A 19,679-nucleotide genomic window follows, 5' to 3' on the forward strand; every position below is an offset into this window, starting at 1 on the left:
GCTCCTTAGAAATAACCCTGACGTTTCTTCAGCTCCATCGAGCCTGCCTGGTCGCGGTCAATCACGCGCCCTTGTCGCTCGCTGGTGGTCGACACCAGCATCTCTTCAATGATCTCCGGCAACGTCTGCGCGTTGGATTCCACCGCGCCGGTCAGCGGCCAGCAGCCGAGGGTACGGAAGCGCACCATCTGCTTTTTGATCACTTCGCCAGGCTGGAGATCGATACGATCGTCATCCACCATCATCAGCATGCCGTCGCGCTCCAGCACCGGACGTTCAGCCGCCAGATACAGAGGAACGATCTCAATATTTTCCAGATAGATGTACTGCCAGATATCCAGCTCGGTCCAGTTGGAGAGCGGGAAGACGCGAATACTTTCGCCTTTATTGATCTGGCCGTTGTAGTTGTGCCACAGCTCCGGGCGCTGGTTCTTCGGATCCCAGCGATGGAAGCGATCGCGGAAGGAGTAGATACGCTCCTTGGCGCGGGATTTCTCTTCATCGCGACGGGCGCCACCAAAGGCCGCATCAAAGCCGTATTTGTTCAGCGCCTGCTTCAGCCCTTCAGTCTTCATGATGTCGGTGTGTTTGCCGCTACCGTGCACGAACGGGTTGATACCCATCGCCACCCCTTCCGGGTTTTTATGCACCAGCAGTTCGCAGCCATACGCTTTGGCGGTACGGTCACGGAACTCATACATCTCGCGGAATTTCCAGCCGGTATCCACGTGCAGCAGCGGGAACGGCAGCGTGCCCGGATAAAACGCTTTACGCGCCAGGTGCAGCATCACGCTGGAGTCTTTCCCGATGGAGTACATCATTACCGGGTTAGCGAACTCGGCGGCCACTTCGCGGATGATATGAATACTCTCCGCTTCAAGCTGCCGCAGGTGAGTCAGTCGTTTTTGATCCATAACCGTTCCTTATAAGGCCTGGTGCAACAGGCATTATTGTTGCAGCCAGTTTTGTCACGGCCTGCGCACAGCAACCGGAGCGTACTCAAGTACGTGAGGATTGCGAGCACAGCCCGGGGCAAAAATGGCAAATAAAATAGCCTGTTGCTCCAGGGCTAAGCCAAATTTACGACAGAAGAGCCAAACCCTTCTGTGTCGGTAGTGTGTTGAAACCAGGCGAGCGTGCTGTGCAGCTGCACCACTTCACCCACCACAATCAGGGCGGGCATTGGGGCGTCTTTCGCCAGGCTTGCAAGGTGTTGTAGTGTGCCGGTCACCACGCGCTGATCGACGCGCGTGCCGCGGGATATCACCGCCACGGGCGTGTTTGCATCACGCCCGTGGTGAATAAGTTGTTCACTGATTTCCGCCGCCTTCATGGTGCCCATATAGATCGCCAGCGTCTGACGACTCTGGGCCAGATGGGTCCAGTCGAACGGGGTGCTGTCGGCCTTGTAGTGACCGGTGACAAAGGTGACGCTCTGGGCGTAATCCCGGTGCGTCAGCGGAATACCGGCATAGGCCGTTACCGCGGAGGCCGCGGTGATCCCCGGCACCACCTGGAAGGGTACGCCCGCTTCGGCGGCTGCCTGTAGCTCTTCGCCGCCGCGGCCAAAGATAAAGGGATCGCCGCCTTTGAGACGCACCACGGTCTTGCCCGCTTTCGCTGCGGCAATCAGCATCTGATTAGTGTCGTGCTGCGGTACGGCGTGTCCGCCCGCGCGTTTGCCGACGCAGATCTGCTCGGCGTCGCGACGAATAAGCTCGCGTATACCCTCGGTCACCAGATGGTCGTAGAACACCACGTCCGCATCCTGGAGTACCTGCAGGCCACGAAGCGTCAGTAGCCCGGCATCGCCCGGCCCCGCTCCGACGAGGATGATCTCCCCGCTGGTGCTGCCCGGGTTATCCAGTTCGTCCTCAAGAAGCTGCTGCGCCGCTGTCTCATTACCGGCCTGCATCAGGCTGGCAAAGCGGCCGCGGAACACCCGCTCCCAGAAGCGACGGCGTTCCGCCACGCTGGTCAGGCGGGTTTTCAGGTGGTTGCGCCAGAAGCTGGCTTTCTCTGCCATCCGGCCAAGGCTGGTTGGCAGCAACGCTTCAATTTTTTCCCGCAGGACGCGCGCCAGCACCGGTGCGGTGCCGCCGGAGGAGATCGCCACCAACAGCGGCGAGCGGTCGACAATCGACGGGAAGATAAACGAGCACAGCGGCTGATCGTCCACCACGTTCACCAGACGGTGACGGGCGTGGGCGGCATCAGAGATGCGCTGGTTGAGCGCACGGTTTTCGGTTGCGGCAATGACCAATACCACATTGTCGATTTGCGCTTCATCAAAGTCCGCTTCGGCAATCACCTGCACGCGCGCGCCTGCCCGGTGTAAAAAGGCAATTTTGCGCTCGGCAATTTCACCGCTGCCGATCACCAGTACCGGACGGTCTTTTATGTCAGCAAATAAAGGAAGGTAATCCACAATGCTACAACTCGCTAACAACCAGGAATAGTGGGACTATAGGGGGCTGCTCATAGCGAATGAAATTACGAATTGGAATGAGTAGTTACTCAATGGAATAACGCTCTGGAAAAGCAAATATCAAAAAGTGCTTAACATGCGTAATTACGGGCATTTAAGAGCAATTCAAATTGTGTAAGCGCGGTCACAGTTTCATACTAAGCGCGGTAAAATTTTGCTCTATTTTTTAAGGACTCACTATGTTTTCCGCAATGCGCCACCGTATCGCTGCCCTGGCGATCGGCGTTTGCTTGATCGGAACGGTTCAGGCTAAAACCCCTCTTCCGGGTGAGATCGCCGCGACGCAGGCGCGTCATATAGCGACCTTTTTCCCGGGCCGTATGACCGGCACCCCCGCCGAGATGCTCTCCGCTGACTATGTGCGCCAGCAGTTCGCCGAAATGGGTTACCAGAGCGATATCCGCACCTTCCAGAGCCGCTATATCTACACTTCGCGTAACCAGAGCAAAAACTGGCACAACGTGACCGGCAGCACCGTAATTGCTGCCCATGAAGGTAAAGCCGCGCAGCAAATTATTATCCTGGCGCATCTGGATACCTACGCTCCGATGAGCGACAGCGATGCCGATAACAACCTCGGCGGCCTCACGTTACAGGGCATCGATGATAATGCCGCTGGCGTCGGGGTGATGCTGGAGCTGGCGGAGCGGCTGAAAAATATCCCAACGCAGTACAGCATCCGATTTATCGCCACCAGCGGTGAAGAAGAGGGACGCCTGGGCGCCGAGAACGTGCTTAACCGCATGAGCGCGGCCGAGAAGAAAAACACGCTGCTGGTGATCAACCTCGATAACCTTATCGTGGGCGATAAGCTCTATTTTAACAGCGGCAAAACCACCCCTGCCCCGGTGCGCAAATTAACCCGCGACCGCGCGCTGGCGATTGCCCGCACCCAGGGTATCTTCGCCGCCACCAATCCGGGCGGCAACGCCAACTACCCGAAAGGGACCGGCTGCTGCAATGACGGTGAGGTTTTCGACAAAGCCGGGATCCCGGTGCTGTATGTCGAGGCGACCAACTGGTCATTAGGTAAGAAAGACGGTTATCAGCAGCGGGCGAAATCGAAAGCCTTCCCGCAGGGAACCAGCTGGCATAACGTCAGGCTGGATAATCTGCAGTACATTGACGAGGCGCTGCCAAAACGGATCGAGCACCGCAGCCGGGACGTGGTGCGCGTAATGCTGCCGCTGGTGAAAGAGCTGGCGAAGGCAGGAAAGGCATAAGGTCATTCCCGGTGGCGGCTACGCCTTACCGGGCCTACAAAACGGCACGAACCGTAGGCCCGGTAAGCACAGCGCCCCCGGGCACAAAACTTACCCTTCGTGCAATCCGCACTCGCGCTTAAGGCCAAAGAAACGGGTCTCTTCTTCTGCCATACCCGGCTCCCATTTGCGGGTGGTGTGGGTATCCCCCACCGACAGATAGCCCTGATCCCACAGCGGGTGGTATTTCAGGCCATGCTGTTGCAGGTACTGGTAAACGGTCCGGTTATCCCAGTCGATGATCGGCAGCACCTTGAACACCCCGCGCTGGATCGCCAGCACCGGTAGTGATGCCCGGCTACCGGACTGATCCCGGCGCAGACCGGCAAACCAGGTTTTAGCGTTGAGGTCGGACAACGCCCGGTTCATCGGCTCGACTTTGTTGATGGCATTGTATTTCTCAATGCCCTCCACGCCCTGCTCCCACAGCTTGCCGTAACGCGCCTCCTGCCAAGCCGCGCTCTGCTCCGCGCGGTAGACCTTCAGATTCAGCTTGAGCTTGTCCGTCAGCTCGTCAATAAACTGGTAGGTTTCCGGGAACAGGTATCCGGTATCGGTGAGGATCACCGGGATGTCCGGGCGGATCTTATTCACCAGATGCAGGCTGACCGCCGCCTGGATACCAAAGCTCGACGAGAGCACGTATTCACCCGGCAGATTTTCCAGCGCCCAGGCGATGCGGCCTTCGGCGTCCAGCTTTTCCAGCTGGGCGTTGGTTTCCGCCAGGGCCAGAATACGTTCGACTTTCGGCAGTTCGTTAAGGGCGTTTAGATCGAGTACGGACATAAGAACCTCGTTTGCCTGTTTTGCCGGGCGGCACTGCGTTTGCCCGGCCTACAACTGATAAACCCGTGGGATGTTACTCCCAGAAATCCCTTGCGGGATCGAGCACCGGGCGAATGATGCCCGCACGCACCGTAAAGTCGCCGAAGCCTTCACCCGCTTCGCGCTCTTTCGCCCAGCGCCCGACAAGCAGGTCTATGGAGTCTAGAATTTCTGGTTCCGTAATGTTCTCGCGATACATACGCGGAATGCGCGTCCCGCTGCGATTCCCGCCCAGGTGCAGGTTGTAACGCCCGGGAGCTTTGCCCACCAGACCCAGCTCTGCCAGCATCGCACGGCCACAGCCGTTCGGGCAGCCGGTTACGCGCATCACGATATGCTCATCAGGAATGCCGTGTTTTTCCAGCACCGCTTCCACTTTATCGGTGAACGACGGCAGGAAGCGCTCGGCTTCGGCCATCGCCAGCGGACAGGTCGGGAAGGAGACGCAGGCCATCGAGTTTTCACGCTGCGGTTTCACCGCGTCCATCAGAGCGTGATCCCGCGCCAGCTTCTCGATCTTCGCTTTCTCGCTTTCCGGCACGCCGGCAATGATCAGGTTCTGGTTGGCGGTAATACGGAACTCGCCCTTGTGGATCTTCGCGATCTCCAGCAGGCCGGTTTTCAGCGGACGTCCCGGATAATCCAGGATTCGGCCGTTTTCAATAAACAGCGTCAGGTGCCATTTATTGTCGATACCTTTCACCCAGCCAATGCGATCGCCGCGACCGGTGAATTCGTAAGGGCGGATCGGCTCAAACTTGATGCCGGCGCGACGCTCCACTTCCTCTTTGAACGTCTCTACGCCCACGCGCTCCAGGGTGTATTTGGTTTTCGCGTTTTTACGATCGGTACGGTTGCCCCAGTCGCGCTGCGTAGTCACTACCGCTTCCGCCACAGCCAGGGTGTGCTCCAGCGGCAGGAAGCCGAACTCGCTCGCGGTACGGGCGTAGGTTTTCTTGTTACCGTGCTCAATGGACAGGCCGCCGCCCACCAGCAGGTTAAAGCCCACCAGCTTGCCGTTCTCGGCAATCGCCACGAAGTTCATGTCGTTGGCGTGCAGATCGATATCGTTCTGCGGTGGGATCACCACCGTAGTTTTAAACTTACGCGGCAGATAGGTCTGACCGAGGATCGGCTCTTCGTCGGTGGTCGCAACCTTCTCCTGATCCAGCCAAATCTCGGCATAGGCGCGGGTGCGCGGCAGCAGATGTTCGGAGATCTTCTTCGCCCACTCGTAGGCTTCGGCATGCAGCTCGGACTCGTACGGGTTGGAGGTACACAACACGTTACGGTTCATGTCGTTGGCGGTCGCCAGCGCGTCCAGCCCGACGGAGTGCAGCATCTGGTGTACCGGCTTCACATTCTTCTTCAGAATACCGTGGAACTGGAAGGTCTGACGGTTGGTCAGACGGATGCTGCCGTAAATGGTGTTGTCATGGGCGAACTTGTCGATCGCCTGCCACTGTTTGGTGGTGATGATGCCGCCCGGCAGACGGCAGCGCAGCAGCATCGCGTGACGCGGCTCCAGCTTCTGCTCAGCACGCTCGGCACGGATATCGCGATCGTCCTGCTGGTACATGCCGTGGAAACGGATCAGCAGGAAGTTGTCGCCTTTGAAACCGCCGGTCAGACCGTCGTTTAAATCTTCAGCAATGGTGCCGCGCAGGTAGTTGCTCTCAACCTTCATGCGCTCGGCATCAGACAGTTTGCCTTCGACCACCAGAGGGCCAGGATGTTTTTCGCTCATTAGTAGACATCTCGCTGATAACGGCGCTCGACGCGCAGCTCACTTAAAAATTCATCCGCCGATTCAGTATCCATGCCACCGAATTCAGCAATCACTTCCAGCAACGCCTGCTCAACGTCTTTCGCCATGCGATTGGCGTCGCCGCAGACATAAATGTGGGCACCGTCATTGATCCAGCGCCACAGCTCTGCGCCCTGTTCGCGCAGTTTGTCTTGTACGTATATTTTTTGTTTTTGATCCCGGGACCAGGCCAGATCGATGCGGCTCAGAACCCCTTCTTTCACGTAGCGCTGCCACTCCACCTGGTAGAGGAAATCCTCGGTGAAGTGTGGGTTGCCGAAGAACAGCCAGTTTTTGCCCGGCGCTTCGTCGGCGGCACGCTGCTGCATAAAGGCGCGGAACGGCGCAATGCCGGTGCCCGGGCCAATCATAATTACCGGAGTTTCCGGGTTGGCTGGCAAACGGAAGTTGTCGTTGTGCTCGATAAAGACCCGCACCTCGCCCTCTTCTTCCACGCGATCCGCCAGGAAACTGGAGGCACCACCGGCACGGGCACGGCCTTCGATGTCATAACGCACCACGCCCACGGTGACGTGGACTTCGCTCTCCACCTCGGCTTGCGCAGAGGCAATAGAATACAGACGCGGCGTCAGCGGGCGCAGCAGGCCAATCAGCGCGTCGGCGTCCAGCTGTGCCGGGGCAAAACGCACCATATCGACGATTGGGGTGGTAGCGGCATACTGTTGCAGTTTGGCTTTGTCACCCACCAGCGGCAGCAGGGATTCACTGCGGGTCAGGGTGGCGTAGTTTTCCACAATGTTGGCGGTGTTGACGGTCAACTCGAAATGCCACTGCAGCGCTTCAGAGAGCGGCAGGGTTTTGCCGTCTACGCTGACCGGCTCATCGCCCTTCAGCCACAGCAGCTCAACCAGCTCTTTGACCAGCGCCGGATCGTTCTGATACCAGACGCCAAGGGCATCGCCCGGCTGGTAACGCAGGCCGGAGTCGCCCAAATCGATTTCGATATGGCGCACGTCTTTTTCAGAGTCGCGACCGGTGATTTTCTGGTTAACCGAGAGGCTCGCCGTCAGCGGGGCTTCTTTGGTGTACGGGCTGGTGTGAATATCGTTGACTACGCCCGTCGCGGTGAGGGTTGCCTGCGCAGGCGTCTCTTTCGGCACGCGGGCTTTCAGCACATCGACAATGCGCGCGCGCCATTCGGCAGCCGCGGCCTGGTATTCGACATCAGTATCTACGCGGTCCAGCAGGCGCTCACCGCCCAGCTCGGCCAGCTTGCTGTCAAAATCTTTGCCCGACTGGCAGAAGAATTCGTAGGAGGAGTCGCCAAGGCCGAAGACCGCAAAGGCGGTGCCCGCCAGTTTTGGCGCTTTTTTCGAGAACAGAAACTTATACAGCGCAACCGCTTCTTCAGGCGGCTCACCTTCACCCTGGGTAGAGGTCACGACAACGACCAGCTTCTCTGACGCGATTTGCTTAAATTTATAATCCCCGGCGTTCACCAGGTTCACGTTCAGTTTGGCCGCGAGCAGATCGTCCCGCAGGGCTTCCGCCACGCGACGGGCATTGCCGGTTTGCGAAGCGGAGATAAGCGTAATTGCCGGGATCTCAACGGCCGCAGCCGGTGCACTCACCACAGCACCCGGCTGTTGATTGAGCATTCCCCAGAAATAACCGGAGACCCAGGCAAGCTGGGTAGGCGAAAAATCAGTGGTGGCCGCCTGCAGGCGTGCCAGTTGCTCCGGGTTCAGGGGAAGCAAATTTGAAGGTGGGGCCTGTGTTGTCATGCGTCGTTATGTTCCAGTAGCAAAGCTGAATTTTTATCTGAAAGACAGAACAGAGTGTAAGGTTAACGGCGCGGATCATAACAATTAAAGACGGGATGGAAATAATAAATAACCAAATGGACTAACCTGTTTTTGCTATCGTTCTTAACGATAAAAACGATTAATTAACAAATTGAAAATTATAGGAAAAAACCGAGTTAGTGGTCTCGAAAAACCAGCCGGGTATGAATGGCCGTTTTAGGTAATGATAAAAAATGTCCTTTCCGGTATTATGCGGCGGTTTTTTCCGCATTTTTGAGAGTTCATGATGTCCACCACACTGTTTAAAGATTTCATCTTCGAAGCCGCCCACCATCTCCCTCACGTCCCGGAAGGGCATAAATGTGGTCGCCTCCACGGGCACTCTTTTATGGTGCGCCTGGAGATCACGGGTGAAGTCGATCCGCATACCGGTTGGATCATGGATTTTGCCGAGCTGAAGGCCGCGTTTAAGCCAACCTATAACCGTCTCGATCACTACTATCTGAATGATATTCCAGGACTGGAGAATCCGACCAGCGAAGTGCTGGCGAAATGGATCTGGGATGAGATTAAGCCGCTGGTGCCCCTGCTGAGCGCAGTGATGATCAAAGAGACCTGCACGGCAGGCTGTGTGTATCGCGGAGAGTAATCTCCCCTTTCCCGCATCAGATCCGCCGTCTGGCGGGTCTTTACCGTTTTCAACGCGCTAACGCACCAGATAGCCGCCATCTACGGCCAGGATATGGCCATTGACATAATCTGAGGCCCGGCTGGCAAGAAATACTACCGCCCCCATTAAATCCTGCGGCTCCCCCCATCGGTTGGCAGGAATATGCTCAAGTACCCGCTTATATTCCTTTGGGGTGCTGTGCGTTATTGCCGTGATATCGGTGTGATAGTAGCCAGGGGCAATACCATTCACCTGAATATTATATTCGCCTAACTCATCGCAATAGGATTTGGTTAATCCAGCCAGCGCATGCTTGGTTGCTGAATAGGCCGGAGACCACCTTCCGCCTAAATATGAAAAAACCGAACAGATATTAATAATCTTACCGCTACGGCGCGGGATCATTATTTTTGCCGCTTTATGGCTGAGCTCAAATGCTGCCGTGAGATTAACCTCAATCATCGGATCCCAGTCATCTCGCCCAAAACGCAGCACCTTGTTTAGCTTACAGATGCCCGCATTGTTGACCAGAATATCCAGGGTACCAAAACGCTGACAGCAGGCATTGATTATCCGTTCGGGCATACCCTCACCGGCAATATCCACTGACATGAATTCAACCTCAACGCCTTGCAATTCGATGAGCTCGCGGGTGCTGGCATTCTCATCGCTAATCCCCGCGATAAAAATATTGGCCCCCGCTTTCGCCAGTGCCACAGCAAAAGCTTGCCCCAGGCCTCGGTTGCCGCCGGTCACCAGGGCGGTCTTTCCCTTCAGCGAGAAAAAATCCATGGAAAATGCGTTGAGTGGCTCAGTTGACATCATGTCAATTACTCTCCCTGAAGCGTAATGATTGCCGGACAATATGCCTCCGTCCGACAATATCTACGTCATTGCTAAGCGATATTGAGGTATTTGTGAGTCTGCATCGACAGTCGCCAGTTACGCGCAATACAGGTCTCAATGCACAGACGCGTGGCGTCCTCTTTCTGACTGATCGGCTGTAAAGCAATCACCCGCTGTTTGTCATCGGTCAGCGTCGCCAGCAGTTCATCCAGCGCTTCAATATCACGAACGCGCCCTACCGGGTGCTTAATCTCGTCGGCACGCTCCAGCGCCTGGGACAACACTTCGTAACCGCCACGCATATTCACTTTTGGCGATACCGTCACCCAGGTGGTGTGGGAGCAGCGCACTTCGTGCGTTCCGCTGGTCTCAATCTGGCAGCTAAAGCCATTTTTTTCGAGCAGTGTGGTCAGCGGCAAGAGATCGTGAATGCAGGGTTCCCCGCCGGTGATCACCACATGGCGCGCCGTCCAGCCCTGACGACCAATAATCGCCAGCAGATCTTCCGGGTTCGCCGCGCCCCATTTATCACTCTCTTTGGTTTTGGCCAGGATGCTGAACAGTGACACTTCCCGATCGCTAAGCGTTTCCCAGGTATGTTTGGTATCACACCAGGCACAGCCAACCGGGCATCCCTGCAAACGAATGAAGATAGCGGGAACGCCGGTGAAGTAACCCTCGCCTTGCAGGGTCTGGAACATCTCATTAATCGGGTACTGCATAGTTATCTCTGGTCAGATTTACAGGTGGGCATTATTGCAGATCGCACATAATCAGGCAAAACAACCCTGGCCACGATTTTATTCCTGTCAGTTTAAGGATAGCCAGGTTAACAGCCTTAAGGTGGAAAGCTGTCGTCAGAAGGCAATGTTAAAAACATGAAAACTTACGCTACGCTTTTAAGATATCGCCCACCCGGCTCGCGTCGATGTTAACCCCCTTGACTGAGTAGCCATCAGAATACTGGACAAGCAGAATGAGCCATTTTGCGGTAATAACGCTACCGTTATACAGCCATATGCACGCTATGGAAGCACTGGCAAAACACCTTATCGTGCGCGGCCATCGGGTTACTTTTTTTCAGCAGGAAGAGGCTCGCACCTTGCTTAGGGAACCGCAGGCAAACTTCATCGCCGTGGGTCACCCAACGCCGTCAGCGATAAACGAGCCGGGGTTTTTTCGCCTGATATCAGGTATGGCAAGCGTTACCGATATGCTGTGCCGTGAACTGCCCCTCGCCTTCCAACGGCACAATATTGACGCCGTGATTGTCGATCAGATGGAGCCGGCAGGAGGGCTGGTTGCTCAAGCGCTCAACCTGCCCTTTATCTCCATCTGCTGCGCCCTGCCGGTAAACCGGGATAACACCATCCCCTTGCCGGTGATGCCTTTTCGCTATGGCACCAGCGATCGCAGCCGGAAATTATACGCCTCCAGCGCGGATGTTTATGACTGGCTGATGTCGAGACAGGGGCGGGTCATTGCCCGTCATGCCCGGGCATTTGGTCTGGCCTCGCGCAACAGGCTGGATCAATGCCTGTCTCCGTTGGCGCAAATCAGCCAGACCATCCCAGGCTTTGATTTTCCACGCACCTTGCCCGCCTGCTTCCATGCGGTAGGCCCGCTACGCTACGATCCGCCAAGGGTTTCTTCCGGCAATAAAAAGCCGTTTGTTTTTGCGTCATTAGGCACGCTCCAGGGCTACCGCTATGGGCTGTTCCGCAAGATTGCCCGCGCCTGCCGACAGGCTGGAGTGCCCTTGCTTATTGCCCACTGTGACGGACTAAATGCCAGTCAAACCGCCCGGCTGGCGCATGCGGGGGCGCATACCATAGGATTTACCGATCAGCTGGCGGTATTGCGCGATGCCAGCGCCGTCATTACCCACGCAGGGCTGAATACGGTTATGGATGCCATCGCCACCGCCACGCCGATCCTCGCCGTGCCTCTGGCGTTTGATCAGCCAGGCGTCGCTGCCCGAGTCGTCTTCAGCGGCATTGGCCTTAAGGCTTGCCGTTTTTCGCCGAGCCGCACGCTCAGCCAGCATCTTCTCGACCTGCTGGAAAATAAGCAGTACACGCAGCGCATCACCGCCCTCCAGACTCAACTGATAAACGCCGGAGGGGCAGCACGGGCTGCCGATATTATTGAACAGGCGGTATGTACACGTCATAGCGTACCGACGGTGTCATGATAAAAAAAAACCCGCCGAAGCGGGTTTTTTCTAAAGATGAAGGTTCAGAATGAATTACTGACCTTTGATCTCTTTACGACCATTGTATGGTGCTTTTTCGCCCAGCGCTTCTTCGATACGAATCAGCTGGTTGTATTTAGCAACACGGTCAGAACGGCTCATAGAACCCGTTTTGATCTGGCCAGCAGCGGTACCAACAGCCAGGTCAGCGATGGTCGCGTCTTCAGTTTCGCCTGAACGGTGAGAGATAACGGCAGTGTAGCCAGCGTCTTTCGCCATTTTGATCGCAGCCAGAGTTTCGGTCAGAGAACCGATCTGGTTGAATTTGATCAGGATGGAGTTAACGATGCCTTTCTCGATACCTTCTTTCAGGATCTTGGTGTTGGTTACGAACAGATCGTCACCAACCAGCTGGATTTTGTCGCCCAGTACTTTAGTCTGGTATGCGAAGCCATCCCAGTCAGATTCGTCCAAACCGTCTTCGATAGAGACGATTGGGTACTGTTTGGTCAGGTCTTCCAGGAAGTGAGTGAACTCTTCAGAGGTAAAGGCTTTGTTGCCTTCGCCAGCCAGAACGTATTTACCGTCTTTGTAGAATTCAGATGCTGCACAGTCCATCGCCAGGGTGATGTCGGTGCCCAGCTCGTAGCCTGCTGCTTTAACCGCTTCAGCGATGACAGCCAGTGCTTCGGCGTTGGAACCCAGGTTAGGTGCATAACCACCTTCGTCACCTACAGCAGTGTTCATACCTTTAGCTTTCAGAACTTTAGCCAGGTTGTGGAACACTTCAGAACCCATACGTACTGCTTCTTTCAGGGTTTTCGCGCCAACTGGCTGAATCATGAATTCCTGAATATCAACGTTGTTGTCTGCGTGCTCGCCGCCGTTGATGATGTTCATCATCGGAACTGGCATAGAGTATTTGCCTGGAGTGCCGTTCAGTTCAGCGATGTGTTCGAACAGTGGCTGACCTTTAGAAGCAGCTGCTGCTTTGGCGTTCGCCAGGGAAACAGCCAGGATTGCGTTCGCACCGAAGTTAGATTTGTTTTCAGTACCGTCCAGATCGATCATGATTTTATCGATGCCAGCCTGGTCTTTGGCGTCTTTGCCAAGGATTGCCTGTGCGATTGGGCCATTAACCGCGCCAACAGCTTTGGTTACGCCTTTGCCCAGGAAACGGGATTTGTCGCCATCGCGCAGTTCCAGCGCTTCGCGGGAACCAGTAGATGCACCTGACGGCGCAGCTGCCATACCGACGAAACCACCTTCCAGGTGTACTTCGGCTTCAACAGTCGGGTTACCACGGGAGTCGATGATTTCACGACCGATGACTTTAACGATTTTGGACATTAGATTTTCCTCAGTACAAGTTAAACTAAAACTCCAGACAAACAACGCGTACCCCTGGTACGCGCTGCCGTTCTAACTTTTCTTACTTCGCCTGACGCTTCTGGAACTCATTGGCGGCTTTCACAAAGCCAGCAAACAGCGGATGTCCATCACGCGGCGTAGAAGTAAATTCCGGGTGGAACTGACAGGCGACGAACCATGGGTGGTTCGGCACTTCGATGATCTCGACCAACTGATCATCCCCGGAGCGGCCCGCAATACGCAGGCCCGCAGCTTCAATTTGTTTCAACAGCAGGTTGTTGACTTCATAACGGTGACGATGGCGTTCAGTGATTGTCGGCGCACCGTACATCTGGCGTACCAGGCTGTCGTCGGAAAGCTGACAGGCCTGAGAGCCCAGACGCATTGTGCCACCCAGATCGCTCTTCTCGGTACGGACTTCGACGTTACCTTCTTCGTCGCGCCATTCGGTAATAAGCGCCACAACAGGGTACTTACAGTCTGGCACAAATTCCGTAGAGTTCGCGTTTTCCATCCCCACCACGTTGCGGGCAAATTCAATCAGCGCAACCTGCATACCCAGGCAAATGCCGAGGTAAGGAATATTGTTTTCACGCGCATAGCGTGCGGTAGCGATCTTGCCTTCAACGCCACGGTAGCCGAAGCCGCCAGGGATCAGAATAGCATCCAGATCTTTCAGAATTTCGACACCGCGGGTTTCAACATCCTGCGAATCAATCAGCTTGATGTTGACGGTTACGCGGTTCTTCAGGCCACCGTGTTTCAGCGCTTCGATAACTGACTTATAGGCGTCCGGCAGTTCAATGTACTTGCCGACCATACCGATAGTCACTTCGCCTGCCGGGTTCGCTTCTTCATAAATAACCTGTTCCCATTCAGACAGGTTAGCTTCCGGACAGTTCAAGCTGAATCGTTTACAAATATAATCGTCCAGACCCTGTGATTTCAACAGGCCCGGGATTTTATAAATGGAATCGACATCTTTCATTGAAATAACGGCTTTTTCTGGCACGTTACAGAACAATGCAATTTTCGCACGTTCGTTGGCCGGAACGGCACGATCGGAACGGCAAACCAGGATGTCAGGCTGAATACCGATGGAGAGCAGCTCTTTCACGGAGTGCTGGGTCGGTTTGGTTTTCACTTCACCTGCGGCAGCCATGTACGGCACCAGGGTCAGGTGCATGAACAGCGCGTGTTCACGACCGATATCTACCGCCAGCTGGCGAATCGCTTCAAGGAACGGCAGGGATTCGATATCACCTACGGTACCGCCGATTTCGACCAGCACCACGTCGTGGCCTTCGCCACCTGCCAGAACACGCTCTTTAATGGCGTTGGTGATGTGCGGGATAACCTGAACGGTAGCGCCCAAATAGTCGCCACGGCGCTCTTTGCGCAGAACGTCGGAGTAGATACGGCCAGTCGTGAAGTTGTTACGACGGGTCATTTTGGTGCGAATGAAACGCTCGTAGTGACCCAGGTCCAGGTCGGTTTCAGCGCCGTCTTCAGTAACGAACACTTCCCCGTGTTGGATCGGGCTCATGGTACCTGGATCGACGTTGATGTACGGATCCAGCTTCATCATGGTCACATTGAGGCCACGGGCTTCAAGAATGGCTGCGAGGGAGGCTGCGGCAATGCCTTTACCCAGAGAGGATACAACCCCGCCGGTCACAAAAATATAGTTCGTTGTCATGCTGAACCTGAGAAGTTAGGGTGAAACGATGGAATAACCAGGACGGGAAAGTAGTATACCCGAACACGGCGAGCGCCACAAACTTTCATTCTCCGTCTCCTGTCTCAGGCTTTGACTCATATTGGGAGTGAGAAAATAGCCCCTTTTGGGTAAATGTTTTTGACGCAAATCAAGCGCTTGTCATTTAAAAAATCACACAAATTGCGCTTGATCGTAAAAACTCGTTAGAGATCAGATTCCTGGCGTTTTACTTCCTGCCATACTTCTTCCATCGCCTCAAGGTCCACGCCGGTCATTTCCAGGCCGCGGGCAGCGATAATGCGCTCCACTTCCCGGAAACGGCGTTCGAATTTGAGGTTGGCTTTTTGCAGCGCCACTTCGGCTTTGACGCCCAAATGACGTGAAAGGTTGACGGTAGCAAACAGCAGATCGCCCATCTCCTCTTCGACCTTCTCCTGATCCACCACCGCCTGCTGCGCTTCGTGCATCACTTCGTCGATCTCTTCATGGACTTTATCGAGCACCGGGCCTAATGAGGTCCAGTCAAACCCGACCGTCGAGCAGCGTTTCTGGATCTTGTGCGCGCGCATTAGCGCCGGCAGGCTTAACGGGATATCGTCCAGCGCTGAATGCTGCGATTTTTCAGCGCGTTCTGCGCTTTTGATCTGCTCCCAGCGGGCCAGCACTTCAGTACTGTTTTCAGCGGTGGCATCGCCAAAAATGTGCGGGTGGCGGCGCTCCAGCTTATCGCTGATGGCGGCACAGATATCGTTGAAATCAAAACGTCCCTCTTCCTGGGCCATCTGGGCGTAGAACACGACCTGGAACAGCAGGTCGCCCAGCTCGCCGCGCAGATCGTCAAAATCCTCCCGGGAGATGGCATCCAGCACCTCGTAGGTCTCTTCCAGGGTGTAGGGGGCGATGGTGGCGAAAGTCTGCTCTTTATCCCACGGACAGCCGGTTTCCGGGTCGCGCAGACGTTGCATAATGCCGAGCAGGCGGTCGATTTGGGTCATGTCTTATCCTGTTAAATCGGTAACGCCGGGTGGCGGCTGCGCCTTACCCGGCCTACGTGAAAGCGTAGCCCCGGCAAGCAACACGCCGCCGGGGAGAAGAATGTGCGATGGATTACCCGCCGTGCAGACGACGGGCGTCGATCACATCTGGCACCTGGTTCAGCTTGCCGAGCACCCGGCCCAGCACCTGCAGATTATAGATTTCGATGGTCATATCGATGGTGGCGAGCTGCTGACGGGTGTCGCTGCGGCTGGCGACGCCCAGCACGTTCACCTTTTCGTTCGCCAGAATGGTGGTAATGTCGCGCAGCAGGCCGCTGCGATCGTTGGCCGAAACCCGCACTACCAGCGAATAGCCCGCAGAGTAACTCTCGCCCCACACCGCATCAACGATACGTTCGGGCGCGTGAGACTGTAAATCCTCGAGCTGATCGCAGTCCGCACGGTGGATAGAGATCCCGCGCCCCTGGGTAATAAAGCCGACGATCTCGTCACCCGGGATCGGCTGGCAGCAGCGGGCAATGTGGTGCATCAGGTTACCGACGCCTTCCACCACGACCCTGCCGTTGTCTTTTTCTTTGCTGCGGTGCTGCGGAGTGTAGCTCTTCTGCTGCAGCTGCTTCAGCGCCGCCGCATCCTGCTCCGCCGCGCTCGGTTTGTTGAACTGCGCCTGCAGGAAATTCACCATCTGGTTAAGACGAATATCCCCGCCGCCGATGGCGGCCAGCAGCTCATCCAGCTCGTTGAAGTTGTAGCGCGGCAGCAGCTGCTTTTCCGCCTCTTTCAGGTGGATGCCCAGATGCTCCAGCTCGTCGTCAAGGATCTGACGACCGGCAAGGATGTTCTTGTCACGATCCTGCTTACGGAACCAGGCGTGGATCTTGGAGCGTCCGCGGCTGGTGGTGATATAGCCCAGGTTCGGGTTCAGCCAGTCGCGGCTCGGGTTCGGCTGTTTCTGGGTGATGATGTCCACCTGATCGCCCATCTGCAGCTGATAGGTGAACGGCACGATGCGCCCGCCAATTTTGGCGCCGATGCAGCGGTGCCCCACGTCGCTATGGATATGATAGGCGAAGTCGAGCGGCGTTGAGCCTGCCGGCAGGTCAACCACGTCGCCTTTCGGCGTAAAGACGTAGACCCGGTCGTCAAAGACCTGGCTGCGCACTTCGTCGAGCATCTCGCCGGAGTCGGCCATCTCTTCCTGCCACGCAATCAGCTTACGCAGCCAGGCGATGCGATCCTCGTGGCCGGAGCGCGCCCCGCCTGAGGTGCCCTCTTTGTACTTCCAGTGCGCGGCAACGCCCAGCTCGGACTCTTCGTGCATCTGTTTGGTGCGGATCTGGATTTCGACCGGTTTACCGCCCGGCCCCAGCACCACGGTATGGATCGACTGGTAGCCGTTCGGTTTCGGATTGGCGACGTAGTCGTCAAACTCATCCGGCATGTGGCGGAAGTGGGTATGAACAATCCCCAGCGCGGCGTAGCAGTCCTGCAAACGCTCGGCCACGATGCGCACGGCGCGCACATCAAACAGCTCATCAAAGGCGAGATGCTTTTTCTGCATTTTGCGCCAGATGCTGTAGATATGCTTCGGCCGGCCGTAGACTTCGGCCTTCACGCCCTCTTCTTTCATCGACTGACGTAAGCCGCCGACAAATTCCTCGATATAGTGTTCGCGATCGATACGGCGCTCGTGCAGCAGTTTAGCGATACGTTTGTATTCCGCCGGGTGCAGATAGCGGAAGCAGTAATCTTCCAGCTCCCATTTCAGCTGCCCGATCCCCAGCCGGTTCGCCAGCGGGGCATAGATATTGGTGCACTCTTTCGCCGCCAGCACGCGTTCGTCTTCCGGCGCGTCCTTCACTTCCCGCAGATGGGCGACGCGTTCGGCAAGCTTAATGACCACGCAGCGGAAGTCATCCACCATCGCCAGCAGCATACGGCGAACGTTGTCGACCTGTTCGGAGGAGACGGAGTCGGTGTGGGTGGCCTTCAGCTGGCGGATCGCCGCCATGTCGCGCACGCCGTGGATCAGCGACACGATCGATTTACCGACGCTTTCGCGCAGCACCTCTTCGGAGACGACCTCGGCGTCGGCCAGCGGGAACAGCATGGCGGCGAGCAGGGTGTCGATATCCATGCTCAGCATGGAGAGGATTTCCACCATCTCCACCCCGCGCCACAGCAGCAGCTCCGCATCGGGATGCCCCTTCGTGGTGCGCAGACAATAGGCCCAGGTTTCGGTTAAGCGTTCACACGACTGCTGGCTGGCAATCCCCAGACTTGCGATCCATTTTTGTGGGTCAAACTCACCAGCTTTATTGAGATGTGCACTTCTTACCGCAACCATTGTCCTCTCCTTTAGGGACCCTTGCCTGTCGAATTCGACAAGCCGAAATTCATCAGTTGTGTACAAACAACGCCATTGATTCCAGATGTCCAGTGTGCGGGAACATATCAAGCATAGCCAGACGCTGAATCTGGTAACCCGCTGCCAGTAATGCTTCGCTGTCCCGGGCAAGCGTCGCCGGGTTACAGGAAACATAGACCACACGTTCAGGGGCGAGTTTAATAATATGCTGCATCACGCCTGGCGCGCCTGCACGTGCCGGATCCAACAGAATCTTGTCGAAGCCGTGCGCCGCCCAGGGCTGCCGGGTGACATCCTCTTCCAGATTCTCGTGAAAAAATGTCACGTTTTGCAGCGCATTGTGAATCGCGTTGTCGCGTCCTTTCTCTACAAGCGCCGCTACACCTTCCACGCCGACCACGCTATGCGCCCGTTTTGCCAGCGGCAAAGTAAAATTGCCCATCCCGCAAAACAGATCGAGCACCCGATCTTCCGGCTGAATATCCAGCCAGGCCAGCGCTGTCGCCACCATCTGCTGGTTAACACCGTCATTGACCTGAATGAAATCGCGCGGGCTGAACGTTAAGCGTAGCCCGTCTGAATCATACCAGGGCGTTTCACCGCTCAGTTGCTCAAGTATCTCGCTTTGTGGGGCGAGATAAAGGTCAAGCTCATGGGAATGCGAAAAGCGTTCCAGTTTTTCGCGATCTTTGGCCGAAAGCGGTGCAGTATGACGTAGTACCATCAGCGGGCCGCTGTTTGCCAGCACCAGTTCGACGTGGCCCAGGTGGCGAATACCCTGCAGGTCAGAGAGGCATTTGCGCACTTCTGGCAGCAATGCCTCAAGACGGGGCACCAGAATGGGGCACTGTTTCACATCGACGATATCGCTGGAGTTGGCTTTGCGAAAGCCCATCTCCAGACGCGCGGTTTTCGGCTGATAGTTCAGGCTCAGGCGCGCCCGGCGGCGGTAGCCCCACGGCTTATCGGCAATCACCTCGTTGACGTCGTGCTTCAGCAAGCGCGCCAGGGCGTTGCTTTTGCTGCGCTCCTGCAACGCGATGCTGGCATGCTGCTGCTGGCAGCCGCCGCAGACCCCAAAATGCGGACAGCGCGGCGTCTCGCGTTGCGGGCTGTCGTTGAGGCGGCGTTTTACCTGCCCGCGCGCGTACTGACGTTTCTCTTCCGTCAGGGCGATCTCCGCACGTTCGTCGGGCAGCAGGCCGGGAATAAACAAGGCCTTACCATCATGGCGCGCCACCCCCTGACCGAAGGGGTCGAGGTCTGTCACATCAACAGTTATGATCTGACGCGTCGTCACGCGCCGCTTTGCAGAGTAGAATTGCGCCATTGCCGGGTATTTTCTCAAATGAATATATTGACTC

Annotated in this window: 15 protein-coding genes; 3 read left to right on the forward strand and 12 right to left on the reverse strand. The window is 56.2% G+C overall.

The annotated features are described in order from the left end of the window. Positions 1–5 precede the first annotated feature (5 nt). Both cysD and cysG read right to left on the reverse strand, forming a co-directional pair. The gene (gene cysD, locus ES815_RS05225; RefSeq protein WP_142486925.1) at positions 6–914 is read right to left on the reverse strand and encodes a sulfate adenylyltransferase subunit CysD; all 909 of its coding nucleotides are present in this window, start codon (positions 912–914) and stop codon (positions 6–8) included. A 155-nt stretch (positions 915–1,069) separates the two neighbouring features. Then, the gene (cysG, locus tag ES815_RS05230) at positions 1,070–2,428 is read right to left on the reverse strand and encodes a siroheme synthase CysG (RefSeq protein ID WP_142486926.1); all 1,359 of its coding nucleotides are present in this window, start codon (positions 2,426–2,428) and stop codon (positions 1,070–1,072) included. 239 nt (positions 2,429–2,667) lie between these two features. On the opposite strand from cysG, the gene ES815_RS05235 reads away from it, so the two are divergent. After that, complete coding sequence (locus ES815_RS05235) at positions 2,668–3,711, forward strand: aminopeptidase (RefSeq protein ID WP_142486927.1); 1,044 nt, start codon at positions 2,668–2,670, stop codon at positions 3,709–3,711. 90 nt (positions 3,712–3,801) lie between these two features. On the opposite strand, the gene cysH is transcribed toward ES815_RS05235, so the two are convergent. From cysH to cysJ, 3 genes are all read right to left on the reverse strand, one after another. Next, positions 3,802–4,536 (reverse strand): phosphoadenosine phosphosulfate reductase, encoded by a 735-nt coding sequence (cysH, locus tag ES815_RS05240; RefSeq protein WP_142486928.1) that lies wholly within the window; start codon positions 4,534–4,536, stop codon positions 3,802–3,804. A gap of 73 nt (positions 4,537–4,609) precedes the next feature. Then, complete coding sequence (cysI, locus tag ES815_RS05245) at positions 4,610–6,322, reverse strand: assimilatory sulfite reductase (NADPH) hemoprotein subunit (protein WP_142486929.1); 1,713 nt, start codon at positions 6,320–6,322, stop codon at positions 4,610–4,612. Next, positions 6,322–8,127: an NADPH-dependent assimilatory sulfite reductase flavoprotein subunit gene (gene cysJ, locus ES815_RS05250; protein WP_142486930.1), complete on the reverse strand. Its 1,806-nt coding sequence runs from the start codon at positions 8,125–8,127 to the stop codon at positions 6,322–6,324. Before cysJ ends, cysI begins: the two co-directional genes overlap by 1 nt. A gap of 304 nt (positions 8,128–8,431) precedes the next feature. On the opposite strand from cysJ, the gene queD reads away from it, so the two are divergent. Then, positions 8,432–8,797 carry a 6-carboxytetrahydropterin synthase QueD gene (queD, locus tag ES815_RS05255; RefSeq protein WP_185902389.1) on the forward strand — a complete coding sequence of 122 codons (366 nt, stop codon included), beginning with the start codon at positions 8,432–8,434 and terminating at the stop codon, positions 8,795–8,797. A gap of 57 nt (positions 8,798–8,854) precedes the next feature. On the opposite strand, the gene ES815_RS05260 is transcribed toward queD, so the two are convergent. After that, positions 8,855–9,640: an SDR family oxidoreductase gene (locus ES815_RS05260; protein ID WP_142490018.1), complete on the reverse strand. Its 786-nt coding sequence runs from the start codon at positions 9,638–9,640 to the stop codon at positions 8,855–8,857. Between the two features lie 74 nt (positions 9,641–9,714). Continuing rightward, positions 9,715–10,386, reverse strand: a complete 672-nt coding sequence (gene queE / locus ES815_RS05265; protein WP_142486931.1) for a 7-carboxy-7-deazaguanine synthase QueE — start codon at positions 10,384–10,386, stop codon at positions 9,715–9,717. A gap of 254 nt (positions 10,387–10,640) precedes the next feature. Between queE and ES815_RS05270 the strand changes: the two genes are divergently transcribed. Continuing rightward, positions 10,641–11,858: a glycosyltransferase gene (locus tag ES815_RS05270; RefSeq protein ID WP_142486932.1), complete on the forward strand. Its 1,218-nt coding sequence runs from the start codon at positions 10,641–10,643 to the stop codon at positions 11,856–11,858. A gap of 54 nt (positions 11,859–11,912) precedes the next feature. Here ES815_RS05270 and eno read toward each other — a convergent pair whose 3' ends face one another. The 5 genes from eno to rlmD all read right to left on the reverse strand — a co-directional run bounded on the left by eno (position 11,913) and on the right by rlmD (position 19,645). Next, positions 11,913–13,208, reverse strand: coding sequence for a phosphopyruvate hydratase (gene eno / locus ES815_RS05275; RefSeq protein WP_032613680.1), 1,296 nt, complete (start codon positions 13,206–13,208; stop codon positions 11,913–11,915). Positions 13,209–13,290: 82 nt separating this feature from the next. Next, a complete protein-coding gene (gene pyrG, locus ES815_RS05280; RefSeq protein ID WP_142486933.1) occupies positions 13,291–14,928 on the reverse strand; it encodes a glutamine hydrolyzing CTP synthase in 1,638 nt (545 codons plus the stop codon). Positions 14,929–15,152: 224 nt separating this feature from the next. Then, a complete protein-coding gene (gene mazG / locus ES815_RS05285) occupies positions 15,153–15,944 on the reverse strand; it encodes a nucleoside triphosphate pyrophosphohydrolase (protein WP_142486934.1) in 792 nt (263 codons plus the stop codon). Between the two features lie 112 nt (positions 15,945–16,056). Beyond that, on the reverse strand, positions 16,057–18,294 hold the full coding sequence (relA, locus tag ES815_RS05290; RefSeq protein ID WP_142486935.1) for a GTP diphosphokinase: 2,238 nt from the start codon (positions 18,292–18,294) through the stop codon (positions 16,057–16,059). 52 nt (positions 18,295–18,346) lie between these two features. Continuing rightward, the gene (gene rlmD, locus ES815_RS05295) at positions 18,347–19,645 is read right to left on the reverse strand and encodes a 23S rRNA (uracil(1939)-C(5))-methyltransferase RlmD (RefSeq protein WP_142486936.1); all 1,299 of its coding nucleotides are present in this window, start codon (positions 19,643–19,645) and stop codon (positions 18,347–18,349) included. Positions 19,646–19,679: the final 34 nt, after the last annotated feature.

The organism is Leclercia adecarboxylata, from assembly GCF_006874705.1.
Lineage (GTDB): Bacteria > Pseudomonadota > Gammaproteobacteria > Enterobacterales > Enterobacteriaceae > Enterobacter > Enterobacter adecarboxylatus_C.

Excerpts from the sequence above, each read along its gene's own strand:
- cysD (WP_142486925.1), bottom strand. The coding sequence starts at position 914 with ATGGATCAAAAACGACTGACTCACCTGCGGCAGCTTGAAGCGGAGAGT.
- ES815_RS05235 (WP_142486927.1), top strand. The coding sequence starts at position 2,668 with ATGTTTTCCGCAATGCGCCACCGTATCGCTGCCCTGGCGATCGGCGTT.
- cysH (WP_142486928.1), bottom strand. The coding sequence starts at position 4,536 with ATGTCCGTACTCGATCTAAACGCCCTTAACGAACTGCCGAAAGTCGAA.
- cysI (WP_142486929.1), bottom strand. The coding sequence starts at position 6,322 with ATGAGCGAAAAACATCCTGGCCCTCTGGTGGTCGAAGGCAAACTGTCT.
- cysJ (WP_142486930.1), bottom strand. The coding sequence starts at position 8,127 with ATGACAACACAGGCCCCACCTTCAAATTTGCTTCCCCTGAACCCGGAG.
- queD (WP_185902389.1), top strand. The coding sequence starts at position 8,432 with ATGATGTCCACCACACTGTTTAAAGATTTCATCTTCGAAGCCGCCCAC.
- ES815_RS05260 (WP_142490018.1), bottom strand. The coding sequence starts at position 9,640 with ATGTCAACTGAGCCACTCAACGCATTTTCCATGGATTTTTTCTCGCTG.
- queE (WP_142486931.1), bottom strand. The coding sequence starts at position 10,386 with ATGCAGTACCCGATTAATGAGATGTTCCAGACCCTGCAAGGCGAGGGT.
- ES815_RS05270 (WP_142486932.1), top strand. The coding sequence starts at position 10,641 with ATGAGCCATTTTGCGGTAATAACGCTACCGTTATACAGCCATATGCAC.
- eno (WP_032613680.1), bottom strand. The coding sequence starts at position 13,208 with ATGTCCAAAATCGTTAAAGTCATCGGTCGTGAAATCATCGACTCCCGT.
- pyrG (WP_142486933.1), bottom strand. The coding sequence starts at position 14,928 with ATGACAACGAACTATATTTTTGTGACCGGCGGGGTTGTATCCTCTCTG.
- mazG (WP_142486934.1), bottom strand. The coding sequence starts at position 15,944 with ATGACCCAAATCGACCGCCTGCTCGGCATTATGCAACGTCTGCGCGAC.
- relA (WP_142486935.1), bottom strand. The coding sequence starts at position 18,294 with ATGGTTGCGGTAAGAAGTGCACATCTCAATAAAGCTGGTGAGTTTGAC.
- rlmD (WP_142486936.1), bottom strand. The coding sequence starts at position 19,645 with ATGGCGCAATTCTACTCTGCAAAGCGGCGCGTGACGACGCGTCAGATC.